The organism is Pedobacter sp. 22163 (assembly GCF_052045595.1).
Lineage (GTDB): Bacteria > Bacteroidota > Bacteroidia > Sphingobacteriales > Sphingobacteriaceae > Pedobacter.
This window is the reverse complement of record NZ_JBQEPM010000014.1, coordinates 1-17,103: the sequence shown is the minus strand read 5'-3', so window position 1 is coordinate 17,103 and position 17,103 is coordinate 1. Positions and strand designations below refer to the sequence as shown.

8 protein-coding genes are annotated in these 17,103 nt (G+C 39.8%); 2 read left to right on the top strand and 6 right to left on the bottom strand.

What is annotated here, in order from left to right:
* Positions 1-10: 10 nt before the first annotated feature.
* Positions 11-3,055: a SusC/RagA family TonB-linked outer membrane protein gene (locus tag ACTJKN_RS25620; RefSeq protein WP_440828465.1), complete on the bottom strand. Its 3,045-nt coding sequence runs from the start codon at positions 3,053-3,055 to the stop codon at positions 11-13.
* 373 nt (positions 3,056-3,428) lie between these two features.
* Between ACTJKN_RS25620 and ACTJKN_RS25615 the strand changes: the two genes are divergently transcribed.
* Complete coding sequence (locus ACTJKN_RS25615) at positions 3,429-5,261, top strand: outer membrane protein assembly factor BamB family protein (RefSeq protein WP_440828464.1); 1,833 nt, start codon at positions 3,429-3,431, stop codon at positions 5,259-5,261.
* Positions 5,262-5,328: 67 nt separating this feature from the next.
* Here the strand turns inward: ACTJKN_RS25615 and ACTJKN_RS25610 are convergent, their stop codons facing one another.
* The 5 genes from ACTJKN_RS25610 to ACTJKN_RS25590 all read right to left on the bottom strand — a co-directional run bounded on the left by ACTJKN_RS25610 (position 5,329) and on the right by ACTJKN_RS25590 (position 15,974).
* Positions 5,329-6,981 carry a RagB/SusD family nutrient uptake outer membrane protein gene (locus ACTJKN_RS25610; protein WP_440828463.1) on the bottom strand — a complete coding sequence of 551 codons (1,653 nt, stop codon included), beginning with the start codon at positions 6,979-6,981 and terminating at the stop codon, positions 5,329-5,331.
* An 8-nt stretch (positions 6,982-6,989) separates the two neighbouring features.
* On the bottom strand, positions 6,990-10,220 hold the full coding sequence (locus ACTJKN_RS25605; RefSeq protein WP_440828462.1) for a SusC/RagA family TonB-linked outer membrane protein: 3,231 nt from the start codon (positions 10,218-10,220) through the stop codon (positions 6,990-6,992).
* A 275-nt stretch (positions 10,221-10,495) separates the two neighbouring features.
* Positions 10,496-11,260 carry a DUF4397 domain-containing protein gene (locus ACTJKN_RS25600; protein WP_440828461.1) on the bottom strand — a complete coding sequence of 255 codons (765 nt, stop codon included), beginning with the start codon at positions 11,258-11,260 and terminating at the stop codon, positions 10,496-10,498.
* 15 nt (positions 11,261-11,275) lie between these two features.
* Positions 11,276-12,877 (bottom strand): SusD/RagB family nutrient-binding outer membrane lipoprotein, encoded by a 1,602-nt coding sequence (locus ACTJKN_RS25595; protein ID WP_440828460.1) that lies wholly within the window; start codon positions 12,875-12,877, stop codon positions 11,276-11,278.
* Between the two features lie 4 nt (positions 12,878-12,881).
* Entirely contained in the window at positions 12,882-15,974 is a 3,093-nt protein-coding gene (locus tag ACTJKN_RS25590) for a SusC/RagA family TonB-linked outer membrane protein (RefSeq protein ID WP_440828459.1), read from the bottom strand.
* Between the two features lie 246 nt (positions 15,975-16,220).
* On the opposite strand from ACTJKN_RS25590, the gene ACTJKN_RS25585 reads away from it, so the two are divergent.
* Complete coding sequence (locus tag ACTJKN_RS25585; RefSeq protein ID WP_440828458.1) at positions 16,221-16,967, top strand: DeoR/GlpR family DNA-binding transcription regulator; 747 nt, start codon at positions 16,221-16,223, stop codon at positions 16,965-16,967.
* Positions 16,968-17,103 lie beyond the last annotated feature (136 nt).

Below are 17,103 nucleotides of genomic sequence, written 5' to 3'. Positions count from 1 at the left end.
GACGATGCAATTAAAAAGTTAATCTTAAACCCATATCTACTCCACGTGTAGCAGGAATACCGAGGTTATCGAAACCGAAAGAACCCGATCCACCAACGCCTGCACCACTGCCCGAAACCTCAGGGTCTACGCCCGAATATTTGGTAATCAGAACCAGGTTTCTACCAGTTACGGTAAATGCCAGGCCTTTTAATTTCGTTTTAGCTAAAAAGCTGTTTGGCATGTTGTAGGTTAAAGTGGCGTATCTCAATCTGTACCAACTACCATCCTCTACAAAGTCGTAGCCTTGGTTGGCATAGATGGTCTGATAATAATTTTGATTTAGCGGAACTGATAGCGCACTTGGCAATCCGGTAGATTCTATAATTCCATCAAAAACTTTTGATCCGCGATCCAATGTTTTTGTACTTAAGCCCGAACGGACCAATGAATTCTCAGTCGCGTTGAATACATCGCCGCCTACCCGGATATCGACCATAAAGGAGAGTGAGAAATTTTTGTAGTTGAAGGTATTGGTAATGCCCGAAGTAAAATCGGGGTTTCGGTCGCCAATATTAGCTAAAGCTGTTTGCACTTGCGGATAGCCGGTATTACTCAGCAACAGCTGTCCCTGAGCATTCCGCTTCCAAACATTACCGTTGATACCAAATAAACTTCCGTTTAAGAATGCGGCGCCCTGAGCGGCATTTGCAGCCACCCAGGCATCAGATAGTTCGACCCGATCTAAAGCACCTGGAAGCTCTTTCACAATTGATTTATTATGCGCAAAGTTGATATCGATGGTCCACCTGAAATCTTTTTTGACGATCGCCTGTGCATTTAACACCACCTCGATCCCCTTATTCTGAATGGCCCCTCCATTTAAGTAGGTAAGAAAAGCTCCTGCTGATGGCGGAACCCTGGTTGCCAATATCTGGTTATCGGATTTGCTTCTGTAATAGGTAAAATCAATACCAAATCGGTTTTTGATGAACCTTAAGTCTGCCCCTACCTCAAATGCCCGGGTAAACTCGGGTACAAGCTGTGGATTTCCAAATGCATTGTTGGCATTGGTAATAAAACCACGTGGATTGATGGTGAATGTATTGGTAACGGCAGCAAGTGATGTTGTAGTTACATGTGGTGGTGCATCTTTACCTACATTGGAATATGCCGCCCTGATCTTTCCGTATGAAAAAATCTGATCATCAGATTTTAGCTTAAGCTCTTTCAATAAATCTGTTAAAACAACAGAAGTACTTATTGCCGGATAAAAGAAAGCATTATCGCCAACCGGAATAGTTGAGGTCCAATCGTTCCGCGCCCTTAAGTTCACATAGATAATATTCTTCCAATCGAAGTTAAAATCTCCAAATACCCCTACAATCCTTCTGCGGTTTAGGGTTTCAGAAACAGACCGATCGGTAGCAACGGTGTTGTTAATACTGGGAAAAGTTGGATCAATAAAATTGATGGCATTAGCCGTTAGGGTTTGCACCCTGGTATTTTCGATGTTGTTACCAATGGCCAGGCTGAAATTGTAATCATCCCAGAAAGTTTTTTTAGCCGTGGCAATAAAAGTAGATGTGGTAATCTGATTGGTATTGGTATTCTGGGCGATGGCGCCTTTCAAGGCATCAGTCTCTAAAGTTCCGGGCATCCGTACTGCCTTAAAATTCTCGGTATAAAGATCGGTACCCAGGCGATAGGTTAGATTTAAAAAGCTAAAGGGATCGTAGTTGATATTGGCCACCCCGATAAAGCGATTGATCCCACTGGTAATCGGTTTGTTTTGGATGGTCCAGTAAGGATTGTCATTACCTCCCGGAAAAACCCTTTGCGAGCCATTCGGGTTCAAATAATTGGTCATATCATCATTACGTGGCCAATATAACGCACCCATTGTACCATTAGCACTCCCTTGCGGTACTGAAGTACGATCTGTCCGTACGTAGTTCGCAGAGCCACCAACTGTAAGTTTTTCGCCGATTTTGGTATCCGCATTCACCCTGAAAGATTTTCTTCTAAAATCAGAATTATCTACTATAGAGCCTTGATCTAAAAGTGATGCAGAAGTATAATAAGTGCTTCGCTCAGAACTTCCACTTACCGAAAGATCGTGGCTTTGGGAGAAAGCCGTTTTGAAGAAATTGTTCAGGTTATCGTAAACGGTTTCATTTGCAGCAAATTCCGGCCCCCACGAATTTGGAGCTGTTGCGCTAAAATTACCCGCCTCGCCCTGTTTATATTTACCTTGCAACTCGGGTAGTTGGTTAACATTATCCAGCGAAAAAGTATTCTGATAAGTAACCTTTGCTGCACCGCCAGAACCCTTTTTGGTGGTAATTACAATGGCGCCAGAAGCGGCCCTGATTCCATAAAGTGCCGCAGCGGCAGGCCCTTTTAATACTGTTAACGACTCAATATCTTCAGGATTAATATCGATGGCCCGGTTTGACGCCGGAGCAGTACTGGCTACAAGCCCTGCCTGACTTACTGGCGTGGTATTATCAACCGGGATACCATCAACCACAAACAGCGGCTGGTTATTTCCACTTAACGAGCTTCCGCCCCTGATCATAATATTTGCTGATGAGCCTGGCGCACCACTTGAATTGGTGATTTGTACGCCTGCCACCTTTCCTTGCATCGCATTAACCAGATTTGGCTGTTGAGAATCGACAATTTCCTTGGCTTTAACGTTTTGGGTAGAGAAACCTAAGCTTCTTACCTCCTGCTTTACCCCAAATGCAGTTACGGCTACCTCATTTAGCGTTTTAGCATCCTGCTTTAGCTGAACATTGATTACCCTGTTAGCTCCAACTGGCCGCTCTTCGGTTATAGAGCCGATGTAGCTAAAAACTAAAACCTGATCGCTGTTGGCTTTAATGGTATAACGCCCGTCAGGATCAGTGCTGATTCCGGCTGTAGATCCTTTAACCTTTACAGAAACACCAGGCAACGGCGTACCGTCATCTGCTGATGTTACTTTACCGGAAATGGTGCCTTGCTGGGCAAATACTTGTCCCACCAAAAAACACATTCCCAGAAACAAGAATAGTAGTCTTTTTTTCATAAAATTAATTAATTAAGGATTAGAAAAGATGAATTAACACGAAAAATACAGGCTAACAGTGCCTTATCTTAAATATCACTAATATTTTTTTATCAAAAGAAAGCATCTCAGCCTTTTTACATAAAAAGCTAAGGATTGATCAAATATGTGAACCTAGGTAACAAAATCAACTTTGATAAACAGCCTAACAGCATACCTTAAATCAAGTGTATAAAAGACACCATCACCAGGTTTTAACTTGTTTGAGTTAGTTTCCTGTTTAACCTAATTCTTACTTATTGCAACACGTTTATTAACATGTAATATTGGCATTACAGCTCCGTTTTAACCCAAAAAATACCGATTTTTATTCAAACAATTTAACGAAAAACAAATGAAACATTCCATTCTTTTACTGTTTGCTGTCCTGTTCTCGCTCACTGTAAAAGCCCAAAATTTTAAATATGCTTTTGTAACCGATACCCATGTCGGGTCATCAATGGGCGAAGAAGATCTTAATAGAACTGTTGCTGATTTAAATACGCTAAATGATATTGACTTTGTGATTATTACGGGCGATATAACCGAAATGGGCACCAATAATGAGCTTAAATTAGCTAAAGATATCTTATCGAAATTAAATAAACCATATCACATTATCCCTGGAAACCATGATACCGGATGGTCTGAATCAGGTGGTGTAAATTTTATCAAAGCGTTTGGCGGCGATAAATTTATTTTCGATCATAATGGCTACCGTTTTATTGCATGTGCATCTGGTCCTTATGTAAGGATGAGCGATGGACACATTCCAAGGGACGCTACTGTTTGGCTGGACAGTGTGCTTAAAGCAACACCTAAAAATATGCCCATTATTTTTGCCAATCACTACCCATTGGATAACAGCTTGGATAATTGGTACGAAGCAACAGATAAGTTAAAGAAATATAATATCCAGTATGCCATTTGCGGCCATGGACACAATAATCATCCTTATAATTTTGAAGGTATTGAAGCCACAATGGGCCGCTCTAACCTAAGGGCAAAGGATAGTATTGGTGGGTACAACATTGTAACGATGGCCAGGGATAGTGCATTTTTTCAGGTTAAAAAACCAACTCAGGATATTCTTCCTGCATGGCGAAAAATTGCACTAAAAACTTTTCAGGCTGATTCAAAAAAATATGAACGCCCTGATTTTGCCATCAACAGTAAATACCCGGGCACAAAAGAGGTCTGGACATACCACTCTAATGCCAATGTGGTAAATACACCAACCTATACCTCAAACAATGTTATTTTTGGCAATAGCTTAGGTTTGGTCGAAGCCTTAAATAAAAATACAGGGAAAAAAGTATGGACATTTAAAACCAAAGGCGCTATCTATTCATCACCAGTTGCTGTTAACAATATGGTTATTTTCGGTTCAGGTGATGGCTCTATTTACGCATTAAATGCAAAAACAGGAAAGGAAATCTGGCGCAAAGAAACAACTAACTCGGTATTAGGTTCGCCGGTAGTTAGCGGACAACAGGTGTACATAGGTGGCAGCGATAATACCTTTAGGGCACTGGATGTTAAAACAGGGAATGAAATATGGGCATTTAAAGAGGTAGAAGGTACAATTGTGGGCAAACCACTCATTTATCAGGGTAAAATTATTTTTGGCTCCTGGGGCAGGCATCTATACGCACTTGATATTAACAGCGGGAACTTGTTGTGGAAATGGAACAATGGCCAGGGCAACAGAATGTTTTCGCCAGCTATGGTAACTCCTGTAGCTTATAACGGAATAATTTATATTGCAGCTCCAGACCGTTATTTAACCGCGATTGATGCGAAAAGCGGCAGTACACTTTGGCGAAACAAAGAAGCTACAGTTCGGGAATCGATCGGACAATCTGCAGACAGTACCATCATTTATGGCAAAACCATGCAGGACGAAATAGTAGCTTATAAAGCACAGGCACAAGATCTGGGTATACTTTGGCGATATAACGTAGGCTTTGGATATGAACATGTGCCATCCATGTTGATTGAAAAGGACGGAAAGGTGTTTTTTGGAACAAAGAATGGTGTTATTTATGCTATCGATCCTAAACAACAAAGCACGGTTTGGGCACACAAAATAGATAATTCGATGATCAATACCGTAAATGTGATTGATGGAAAAAATATACTTGCGAGTACAATGGATGGAAAAGTAGTTTGGTTAAGCACGAAATAATAAGCATAAAAAACCTCCTCAATCTTATTAAGTTTGAGGAGGTTATAAAATATTTCTTTATAAAAAATTACCAGCCTGGATTTTGCTGTAGTGTATTTGAAGGATACAAACTAATCTGACCAGTTGGAATTGCCGATAAATAGTTTTTTGGATCTACAAATGTTCTGGTTAAAGTTGTAGCATAAGGAACAATATAACCCTCTGCATTTCTTAAAACCTTACCATTATCAGGCACTTTTGCACCTAAAAAGGCCTCAACATTTTGAGCTCTATCTAAGTATTTCCCTTTTTTCCAGCGCATCAAATCCTGATACCTAAATCCGTTCATCATTAATTCTACCCTACGTTCACGTCGTATTTCCCACATCAAGGGAGAAACATCTGCATCTCTTTTTGGATCGGCAATTGCAGTTGTACCAGCAGATACATTCCCGCCACCTGTAACGTTAAGCTTCGCAATTCCCGCGCGGGTTCTTAAAAGGTTAACTGATTTATCCATATCGGCTTGAATAAAAGTAAGCTTACCTATTTGATCAAGGATTCCGGTAATTTCTGCATAATTAAGCAAAACTTCAGGATAGTAAAAAATAGGCGCATCGGTTTCATTAAAGGGCGCTAATTGGTTGGAAGCCGGGTTTAGAAATTTAGACGGACGATAACCAGTACTCGAACTATAACCGTTTACCAAAGTACCGTTATAGCACAAAAAGTTATCAATGGTACCCAATAACCGGTTATCTCTATTTGCCCTAAGTGTAGTAATGGTATTATCACCCTGGTAAAGTGGAGATTGGCTTATTGGCAAACCATCGGTTGCAGGATAAGCCTCAACAGCTGATTTGGTTAAACCACTCATTTGGGTGGTAGCATTGGTATAACCAATTACCGAGTGCGTTAATACACCAGCTAAATATCTTTTATAAAGCAGAACCTCTTTGTTTCCTGCCAAATCCATTGAACTATAAATACTTCTATAATCAGCATTAAGAGTATATTTACCTGTCATTAGTTTTTCGCAGGCATCTTTACCCTGCGTTAAAAATTTATCAGCATCCGGCAAGGATAACTCTGTATGGTAAACCCGATAAGAACCTTCGAAAAGGCAAATCCTGGCTTTTAAAGCCAGCGCAACGTCGCGATTTACAACATTATCGCCATCGTTAACACGGATATTTTCTACGGCATAATTGATATCACTTAAAACACTGTCCATTACTAATTGACGGGTATCGCGAGGTTTGTAAATCACATCTGTTTGGGCAACATCTAAAGATTTGCTGATGTATGGAACTCCTCCAAAAGTTTTTACTTTATTGAAGTAATCCATAGCCCTAAAAAATTTCGCAATTCCATTCCAGTGCTTTTTCGCTTCATCACTCATCGGTACCTGATTAATCCGCTCTAACATGATGTTGGCTTTACGGACATAAGTCCAATCCCAATCTGCCGAAGTTGTTGGTGCAGTTAATGCAAAATTTTGGAACGTCGCCGCATTTTGATCATCTGATAGGGTTGAAAAATAAAAATCGGCAGTTGTACCTGTTCCAAAACCTGTAAACAAGGCATAAAAACCCCAGTTATAGGTCCGGACATTGTTTTCGCTCGTCCAAAAGTTGTCGTCAGAAAATTGGTCGGGTGTATCTACATTTAAATCTTTGGAGCAACTAACGCCTAAGACTGCAATAAATGATAAATATAATATTGATTTAATTAATTTCATGGCTCTTATTATAATGTTAAGTTAACACCGAAAGAATATTGTCTGTTAAACGGAAAGGTACGCCCTGTATAGCCAGCTTCTCCATCTGTCATTTCAGGATCTATTGGTGCACCTACGTTCGAAATTGTTGCAAGGTTTTGTCCACTCAGGTAAATTCTAAATTTCTCAATTCCATATTTTTTCAACCAGTTATTTGGCAAGGTATAGCCGATGGTTACATTTTTTAACCGGGCATAGGCTAGGTTTAATAAATATTTAGATTGAGGGTAGAAGTTATTTCCGCTTGCCGGGAACTGAGCAATTTTAGTTGCGCTGTTGCCAATGTAAGGACGAGGATAAAATGCATTTGGATTTGAAGGTGTCCAGTAATCTAACTGATTAGCATACATAATATCGGCATTGCCATAAGCAGGGATAATCATGGTGCCAAGGCCCCAATAATCACGCTTGCCAACGCCCTGAATATATACATCGATATCAAAGCCTTTAAAAGCTCCACCTAAACGGGCACTGTATTGATACCTGGGCTGACTATTACCAATAACCTTTAAATCGCCATGGTCGTCAGCCGTACCTTTACCTTGGTTAATTACACCATCTCCATTTAAATCTTTGTATTTCACATCACCTGCACCGTAAACAAAGTTTCCATTTTGCAAAGCTACCTGACTAGGAGAATTTTTTACCTCGTCTGCAGATTGGAAAAAACCTTCAGTTTCGAAACCCCAAATTTCACCATATTGTTGGCCTACATAAAAACCATTATTTTGATAGTTGGCATTGTTTTGATAAATTAAATTAGACGGGTTATTCCATTTCGTAAATACCGTTTTATTATCTGCCAAGGTTAAGGTAGCATAGAGATTAAGGTCCTTATTAACCGGATAGTTTAAGTCTAAACTGATTTCATAACCACGGTTTCTGAAATTTCCAGCATTAATTTTTGGTCCGGCTGCACCAAAAGTAGATGGAACAGATGTTGACTGTAACATGCCTTTGGTATCTCGTTGATAATAATCAACCGATAAACCAATGTAACTTTTCCAGAAACGTATATCCGTACCAAAATCTAGCGTTTGAATTTTCTCCCAGGTTAAAGATTGTGCAACTGCAATTGGCGCCGCAACTCCCTGAACCAATGTAGTTCCAGATGGTGTGATCCAATTAACAGATGAACCAGTCATTGTAGGAATATAATATTGTCCCCCAACGTTTTGATTTCCTACTGAACCATAAGATGCTCTGAGTTTAAGGTCATCAACATAAGGTTTAATAAAGTTCATAAATTTTTCTTCAGTTAAACGGTAACCTGCAGAAGCTGAAGGGAAAAAGCCCCATCTGTCTAATTTAGAAAAGGCTGATGAACCATCGTATCTTCCGTTTACTTCCAACAAGTATTTGCCTTTGTAATCGTAATTAAAACGTCCAAAATAACCGGCATAAGCGCCAACTGGATATGAAATGGTACCATTTACGGTACCATGGTAGCCACTGGCCAATTGTGTGCCTACTGCCAATGCCAATTCACCTCTTGAAGGGTCTAAAACCGTATTTTTAGCTGCGGTAAACTGAACATTATCATAGTTCTCGGAGTTTACACCTGCAGTAAGCTTAATATTATGATTTGTAGCAATCGTTTTTTGATACGTTGCATATGCATTAAGCGTGTTGACCATGTTTCTGGTTTCACCATAACTTACAATATCTTGCGATGCGGTTGCTATATTTGCAACAAGTGGTGGCGTGCCTGCCGTCCAGAAATCGATCGCATTTATTGGCCCTCCAACTTCATGCCTAAGCGCATTAGCTCTACCAAGCGTATAATCGGCACGGATGCTTAAATCTTTTGTGATTTTAATGGTTGCACCAAGATCCACACGACTGTAATTTTCGGTTACATTTGATGTTTGTGCCTTGGCTAGATAAGCAGGTGTATGCCTGAAATAGTTTCCATTATATTTACCGTACGGAAAGTAAGAACCCCATCTCCAGAAATAGTACCAGTAGTTTTGGTATTGGTATGGATAATCGTACTTGAAGTTTCTGAAGAGAAGTTTCGCGTCTACATCCAACCATTTGGTTGCGGCAACATTTATCGAGCCGCTGATGTTGTATTTATTAATTTCGTCAGGATTTAATTTAAAAATACCACCCTCATTTGCGTAACCGCCAGATAAATAATATCCAATTTTATCGCTTCCACCTTGTAAACTCAAGTTATGGCTAGACTGAGCAGTGTAGTCTTTCAGCATTTCCTTTTTTGGGTCCCAAACTTTATAAAAATAAACACGGCCATCTACATAGTCAAAATCCTGACCCAAAATCATGTCATTACCGGTATTTGTAGCCGCATATTTATTCTGCCAGTTGGCAATGCCGTCCCTTAGTTTCGTTAGCTGCATACCAAAAGTTTCGGGCGATGTAGTGCCTGCCCTTACCGATGCATCATAAAGTGCCTGCAATTCTGGAACAGGATCTGCGAAATCAGCCAATACCGTTGGCTTATTCCAAGAGAAATTGTTAGTATAAACTATTTTTGTCGGCTGGTTTTTCTTGCCCGATTTGGTTTTAATTAAAACCACTCCAAAAGCCGCTCTGGCCCCATAAATTGAAGTCGATGCTGCATCTTTTAAAACAGAAACACTTTCAATATCAGCCGGGTTAATGATGGAAAGATCGGGTGTCTCTACATTATCAACAATAATTAACGGTCTGCTATTTCCATTTATGGAACCAACTCCCCTAATGTTAATGTTTGGCCCTGCAGTTAACCCACCATTGCCATAAGTAATGGTTAAACCAGGAACAACACCTTGTAATGCTTTTGTAGGATCGTTTAAGGGCTTGCTTCCAAAAGTTTTTGCAACATCTACCGTGGTTACTGCTCCCGTTAAGTTTGCTTTTTTCTGTGTACCAAAGCCTACAACAACAACTTCCTGAAGCCCTTGTGAATTGGACGCCAACGAAACATTAATTGTGTTGCCCGCACCCACAGTTTTTTCCTGAGTAGCATAACCTATAAATGAAAATACCAAGACATCACCTTTGCTTGCTTTTATAGCATATGCTCCACTGCCATCTGTTTGTACTACGGTGGTTCCTGTTTTTATTTTAACTGAAACACCGGGTATTGGTCCATCCTCAGACGTAACCTTACCTGTAATGGTAGTTTGTTGTGCAATGGCATGAGCCAGCAACAAAAACATACCAAGAAAAATTAATAGTAGTTTTTTTTTCATAATCACCAAAGAGGAAAAAGTTTATAGTTGTTAGTTAGAACCCAGAAACACGCAAAATACCGCATATTCCTGAATTTTAAGTAAATATCACGATTGTTTTTCACTTAAATGCAAATAATTGGCGTATTCACATTGTAATTAGTTTGATATTATTGCACAAAACCGCATAATAGCGCAATTAAAATAGGCTCTAAACAGACCTTAATGTTAAAAAAATTAACAAAAAAGGCCACCACTTAATTCAGCGGCGACCTAATAAAATAAAAGAGAGAAAATTATCTAATTAGAAAAAAGCCTAAGTAGGGTTTTCTTACTGCATCGGTTCTGCCCGTATACCCTGTAGCAAAAGCGGTATAAATCCTTCTGTTAAGCATTGTACTTGCGCTTGTATATGTTGCAATAGTAGTTGTTCCACCCGTAGCCTTAACTGTCCAGGCCAAAGCGGTTCCGGTTAAAACCGGGCGGATAAAATATTCACTTTCTTTTAAATAGCCAACATTAGAACACACAAGCGTAGTACCATAATAAAGATCAACCGCAGGAACGTTCGGCATTAGGTTTACAAATTTATATTTTACCATTCCCGAATCTGGAAGCGCAAAACTGTCAAAGGCCAATAGACTTTTTGTATTTGTTGCAGTATCCGTTAAATGCAGCGTATAAGCCTTACCTGCTTCAGCAGAAACAGCGGTTTTATATAACACGACAGAATCTATACTTGTACCTTTCTTAGGTATAGAGATCGATACTTCAGATGTCCCAGGCTTAATAACCAAATAATCCGGCCTTGAATCTCCTAACGTCCCATAACCTCCACCGGGATACGGATATCGGGTCTTAATAAGCGTGCTCACTCTTTGTCCATTAATATTGATCTGAACATTAGGATCTGCGGTGTAGGCTATATTGTAATTAACCTTCAACATTGCCTGATCATCTTTCAAAACTTCAAAATCACCATAGTTGATTTCGTTTTTACCACAAGAGATTACAAATGTTAAAATGCCAACCGCTAAAAATATTTTTATTATCGATTTCATGTCTATAAGTTTAATTTATGGAAGATTAGACCAGGTTTCTTTCGTGTGATAATCCGTTTGTAGTCCTCCCCATTTAGCCAGTTCATCCTGATTCCAAATATATTCTGAACTATATCTTGGTCTTAATCTGTAGGCATATTTTCCATTGTTCCGTTCAAAAAAATCTCCAACTTCAAGTTGTTTATATGTTTTATAAACTAAAGGATCATAATGATATTTGCGTAAGTCGCTCCATTGCTCCATTCCTGCCCAACCCCATTGGGCAACATATTTTTGCTGCATAATATCGGCGATTGTTAAGGCGCTGGCATTTTGAGCTACTTCGGTGCTGGCCAAATAGTTGTTTATTTCGGTAGTAGAAATTGTAGCCGCGGCAGGAGATCCGTTCCTTCCATAAAGATTCACAAAATCCATATGCCCCTTAATCCCATTAACGTATGCAGTAAACGCCGTAGCCATTGTTCCTTTTCTAAACAACGCTTCTGCCTTTGCAAACTGCAATTGAGCATAACTCATCACCGGATACCGCGCTGCATTTGAATAGATATATTTTCCTGGAAATGGCACTATCGACGTTCCAGACAATGCACCTAAAATATGCGGCGTAGTTGCTGTTCCATTAAAAGGCAATGCGCCCCGGTACACACCTGAGGAAGGAATTGGGTTCATCATCCGGGTCAACCTTGGATCAGCACCCGGTACCGTGGGATCAATAGCAGCTGTCCCCCTCATTCCACCGGTTAACAGACTAATAATAGGCTGCCCAATCCTTCCGTAAGTTGGGGCGGTGGTTGCAGTGGCCGTATACATTCCAAAATTCTGGCTAAATGGATTTGAATCGTTACTATTCGTTCCGCCAAAGTTTATTGTTGCATCATCAGCAGCCGATGAAAAAGACAGATCAACATATTTAACAACGCTGTCGGCATATTGAGTGTTAAATTCAGCCTTGTTAATCAGATGGCTGTATTGTTGCGCCAATAACCCATAAACAAATTTCTTCCATTTAACCCGATCACCTTTATACATTTGATCGCCGGAAACACCAGCCAACAAAGCAGCTGTTCCTGCGGCATCGGTTTTGTTGAAGCATTCTAATGCTTTTTGGCCCCACTGGCGCACTCTTGCATAAACTTCCTGCTGGTCCTGGTATTTAAATTTTAACTGATTTGCATAAGCCTCATCTAAAATTACCGGACCATGAGCATCAGTCAACAACTGAAAGCCCCATGCCTTAATTGCATAACCAATTCCGGCATAAGTCCATTTATCTGTAGCCTCAGCATCTTTGATCATATCCTCCAGGTTTAAACCAAAGTTTATGTATACCATCCTCCACATAGAACCACCCAAATCACTTGCCGATTGGTAACCGTGTTTTTCCCAGGCAACAGTAAATGTTGTTACATCTTGCCCAAACATATCCTGAGTATATTTAAAAATTAACCTGTTATCCGTAGCTGTATTGTTTGCCATTTGAAACATAATTGGCGACAACAGGTATTCAGCTTTTGTAACTTGTGGTGTGGCAGGATCTGTATTAACATCGAGCCATTTTTTGCAGCCTGTTATGCATAACACAACGACCGAAAATATTATTATTTTAAGATATTTCATATTCTTACAATTTTAAACGAAAACCAATATTAACCCCTAGCGGTCTCCCCATATTCCCATAATCGATACCATAGCCACCAGCGCCACCCAACGATGGGTTGTTAGCGTTTGCGTCTGGATCAGTACCCGAATAATTCGTAATTAAAAAAACATCTGTTAAGGTTACATAGGCGCCCAAACCCTGTAGAAAATTAGTTCTGGAAAGCATTTTTGCGGGAAAATCATAAGAAATGGTAACATCTCTTAATCTTAAAGATTTGATATTTTTTTCTACAAACATTTCAGGCGCTATGCCGCTTGTTGTAGAACTATAGTAATTTGTATTTGCCGATGGAGTAACCAAAATAGTGTTAACTGTTGGATTTGCAGTATTTTCCAAGCCGTCTTTTAGCACTCCTGTAATTACCCTTGGTACATCTCTATCAAGTGTTTTCATACTCAAACCCCTTCTGTAAAGCTCGTATTGGGTCTGGTTATAAACATCTCCGCCAACCCTTAGATCCAACAAAAACGAAAGATTAAAATTTTTGTAGTTTAAGTTATTCACAAAACCGAGGTTAAATTTGGGTGTCCGATCACCAATTACAGGAAATTCCTGATCACTTCCTAAAATCGGCAAGCCTGTTGCCGGGTTAATCAAAAGATCACCCCTGTTATTACGTTGGTTAACCCATCCTGCAATAGCAAGAGTACTTGCACCAGGAAAAACGGCTCCCCTTAGTCCATTTGCAACCCAGGTATCAGAATCGTAAAGCTCGGGAAGCTCATCAGCTATCGACAGTACTATACCTTTATTATGGGTAAAATTGAAGGTCATATCCCAGTTAAAATCCTTGGATCGAATGGGCGATCCTTTCAATTGTATTTCAACACCTTTATTAACAACATCGCCACCGTTCATTAACCTGATTACTGAACCGGTACCATAGCTGATCCTTGGTGCTATAATCTGCTTGTGACTATTGAGTTTATAATACGTAAAATCTACACTAATTCTATCCTTCAAAAAGCCGAACTCAAATCCGGTTTCGAAGTTTTTAGTCTGTTCGGGTACTAAATCAGGATTTCCACCATTGGCAAGATCGTAGTTAAATCCGCCACCAGTGCTATTTACGGTTAATAAACGGGTAGCCAGTGCATACGCCTTGTACGGCTCCTTACCCGTTATACCTGCAGAAGCCCTCAACTTTCCACTACTGAAAATATTCCAACTTTTAACTGCTTCTAGCTCCGTAAAATTAAATGCAAAACTTGCTGATGGATAAGCAAAGTATGGATTACTTGGCATCAACCTCGATGCTGCATCTAACCTGCCAGATAATGTTAAGTAAAATAAAGACTGATAACCAAGTACAGCCTGGGCAAAAACACCCGCATTCCGGTAACGGTTAATGGCAAGCTTGGCCGACTGCGTTGATGGCAAAGTGTTGTTGATGCTATAAAAATCGGGATCGAACATATTCTGCCCTCTGGCAGAGTTAATGGTATTGTTTACATCAGAAAAATTGGCACCAATGATATAGGTGTTATTAAATTTCCAGAATTTATGCACCGCAGATGCTGTTACAGAACCATCCAACCTTTTATTTAAAGCCTGGTATGTATTAATGGTACCGCCTGTTGGTGTAGCCGCGCTTCCAGAGCCAGAAAAAGATTGTGTATGATAAACCGTCAACCCGGTTGTATTTGAAAGATTAGTTCCTAAAATACCTGTAACTGTTAGCCATTTAGTTGGCCTGTATGATAGATTTGCATTACCGACAATTGCATTCGTTTTATCTTCTGACAAGTTTTTATTTACATCCCAAAATGGATTATCACTCTCATTATAAATTGTACCTGTTGTAACTACCCTGTTCCCAACAGGATCGATCCAATTGTTTACATCAAATCTCGACGGAAACCTCAATAACCCCATTAAATAACCCTGAACACCCTTATTTGCCTTCTTGTTGTATGCATTTGTATAGCTAAATCGGGTTGTTACCTTAATTTTATCCGAAATAGGAATTACTCCGGTTACACTAGATACAAACCTTTGGTATCTGGTTGTTGGAATAGTGCCTTTGTTGTCTGTGTACTCATTAGACCACCTGTATGTTAATGCTTCTTTGCCTCCTTCTATTACCACATTATGCTTTTGTGCGGTACCGGTTCTAAAGAAACTTCCCACATTATCGTAAACAGGCAATCCTTCGGGATACTTTGGCCCAAAAAAATTAAAGGAGCCCCCATTAAAAACACCATTGGCATCACCTTGGCCATAAACCTGCTGAACCTCAGGCGAATTATTAACAGTTTCAATTCTTAAAGAACCATTATAGGAGACACTTGATTTACCCGCTTTAGCTTTCTTGGTAGTGATTACTATGGCTCCACTTGCGCCTAAATTACCATAAAGTGCCGTAGCTTCAGGCCCTTTTAAAATAGTATAACTTTCTATATCTGCCGGATTGATATCTGATGCCCTGTTGGTGTAATCCTGACTCCTATTATTGCCATTCATAGCTGTACTGCCCTGATTTAAGACAGAATTATCAATCGGCACCCCATCCAAAACAATCAACGGGGAGTTATCACCCGTCATGGAAACAATACCCCTTAAAATGATCTGGGAAGATGCTCCTGGATCGCCAGATGTTGGGTTTACAAAAAGTCCCGGAACTCTTCCAGCCAAACCATTGATAAAATTTTCGCGGCCTGTTTGGGTAACTTCATCTCCGCGCACAGTGGGCGTTGAGTAGCCTAAGCTTTTAGCATTCCGTTCAATCCCATAAGCGGTAACCACAACCTCATCTAGCGAGCTCGCATTCTGCCTGAGCACGATATTAATTGTGGTGCTTGAGCCAACGGCTTTTTCTTGAGTTATATAACCCACATATGTGAATACTATAACATCAGATTTAAGCGCTTTAATACTGTAAAGTCCGGTAGAATTAGTTTGTGCAACAGTATTTGTTCCTTTTACACGAACAGATACGCCTGGCACCGGTCCATCATCGGATGTGACCTTCCCGGTTATGGTAATTTGTTGCGCAAAAAGATGCGCAATCAAAAAAAACCCACCAAGAAAAGTTAGGAGTAGTTTTTTCTTCATAAAACTGCTTTAAGAAATGGTTAAAATGAAATTAGTTGTTGTTCCGGTTTTTGTTTAAACACGCATAATAACGCATCTCAACATTTAGTTATCGTAAATATAGAAATGTTTTTGGATATAAAAACAAAATCAAATGCAATAATTGCGATATTTTTCAAAACTTTATCGCACAAAAGCGCAAAAACACGCAAAATTTAAAAATTCTAAAAATCTTTTATACATTCGTTTAAAACCAGACCCTGCTTTATGCTGAAAAAAGAACGCCACGACTTCATTATGCGCCAGATTAATTTACATAACCGCGTATTAACTTCTGATCTGGTCCAACTGCTTAATGTTTCGGAAGATACCATCAGACGGGATTTACAAGAGCTTGTTGATGAAAACTTACTTTATAAGGTTCATGGCGGTGCTTTATCGAAATCTTATCACAGTTCTTTTGACGATAGTACGGTATATGCCAGAGATAGTAAGATTGCGATTGGCAAAAAAGCCGTTCAGTTGATAAAAGATGGCATGGTAGTTTTAACCGGAGGAGGAACAACGATTTTAGAATTTGTGAAACGACTTCCACAGGGCCTATCTGCTACATTTTTCACCATTAGTCCGCTGGTTGCAGTAGAACTGGCTAAATACAATAATATTGAAGTGATTTTGATTGGAGGCTTGTTTTCGAAAAATTCGCAGGTTACCTACGGCGGGCAAGTAATTACACAGTTATCGGAAATTAAGGCCGATTTATGCCTGATGGGAACCAGCGCCATCCACCCAGATGAGGGCTTAACGGATACTTACTGGGAAATTAACCAACTTAAAAAAGCCATGTTGGGTTGTGCAAAAAAAACGGCCGTGCTTTGCATCTCCGAGAAACTGGATATTGCTTTAAGATTAAGGGTTTGCCCGATAGAAAGCATTAGTTATTTGATAACAGAGTTAGAAGTAGGACATGAATCTTTAGCCGGTTACCGCGCTAAAGAGCTTAATATTTTATAAAAAAGTCCCGACAAAAACGAGGGCACTGAAAAAGTCCTCTTAATAATTGGGCTGAAAAAGAGCAGATAACCTTGGTTTCTCTGCTCTTTTTTTTGTATCTTAAATTAGATTTTAAGGTATCCGATGCTAGCTCACC

Bases quoted from the DNA above. Each gene is read 5' to 3' on its own strand.
- ACTJKN_RS25610 (WP_440828463.1), bottom strand. From the start codon at position 6,981: ATGAAATTAATTAAATCAATATTATATTTATCATTTATTGCAGTCTTA.
- ACTJKN_RS25590 (WP_440828459.1), bottom strand. From the start codon at position 15,974: ATGAAGAAAAAACTACTCCTAACTTTTCTTGGTGGGTTTTTTTTGATT.
- ACTJKN_RS25615 (WP_440828464.1), top strand. From the start codon at position 3,429: ATGAAACATTCCATTCTTTTACTGTTTGCTGTCCTGTTCTCGCTCACT.
- ACTJKN_RS25585 (WP_440828458.1), top strand. From the start codon at position 16,221: ATGCTGAAAAAAGAACGCCACGACTTCATTATGCGCCAGATTAATTTA.
- ACTJKN_RS25595 (WP_440828460.1), bottom strand. From the start codon at position 12,877: ATGAAATATCTTAAAATAATAATATTTTCGGTCGTTGTGTTATGCATA.
- ACTJKN_RS25620 (WP_440828465.1), bottom strand. From the start codon at position 3,055: ATGAAAAAAAGACTACTATTCTTGTTTCTGGGAATGTGTTTTTTGGTG.
- ACTJKN_RS25605 (WP_440828462.1), bottom strand. From the start codon at position 10,220: ATGAAAAAAAAACTACTATTAATTTTTCTTGGTATGTTTTTGTTGCTG.
- ACTJKN_RS25600 (WP_440828461.1), bottom strand. From the start codon at position 11,260: ATGAAATCGATAATAAAAATATTTTTAGCGGTTGGCATTTTAACATTT.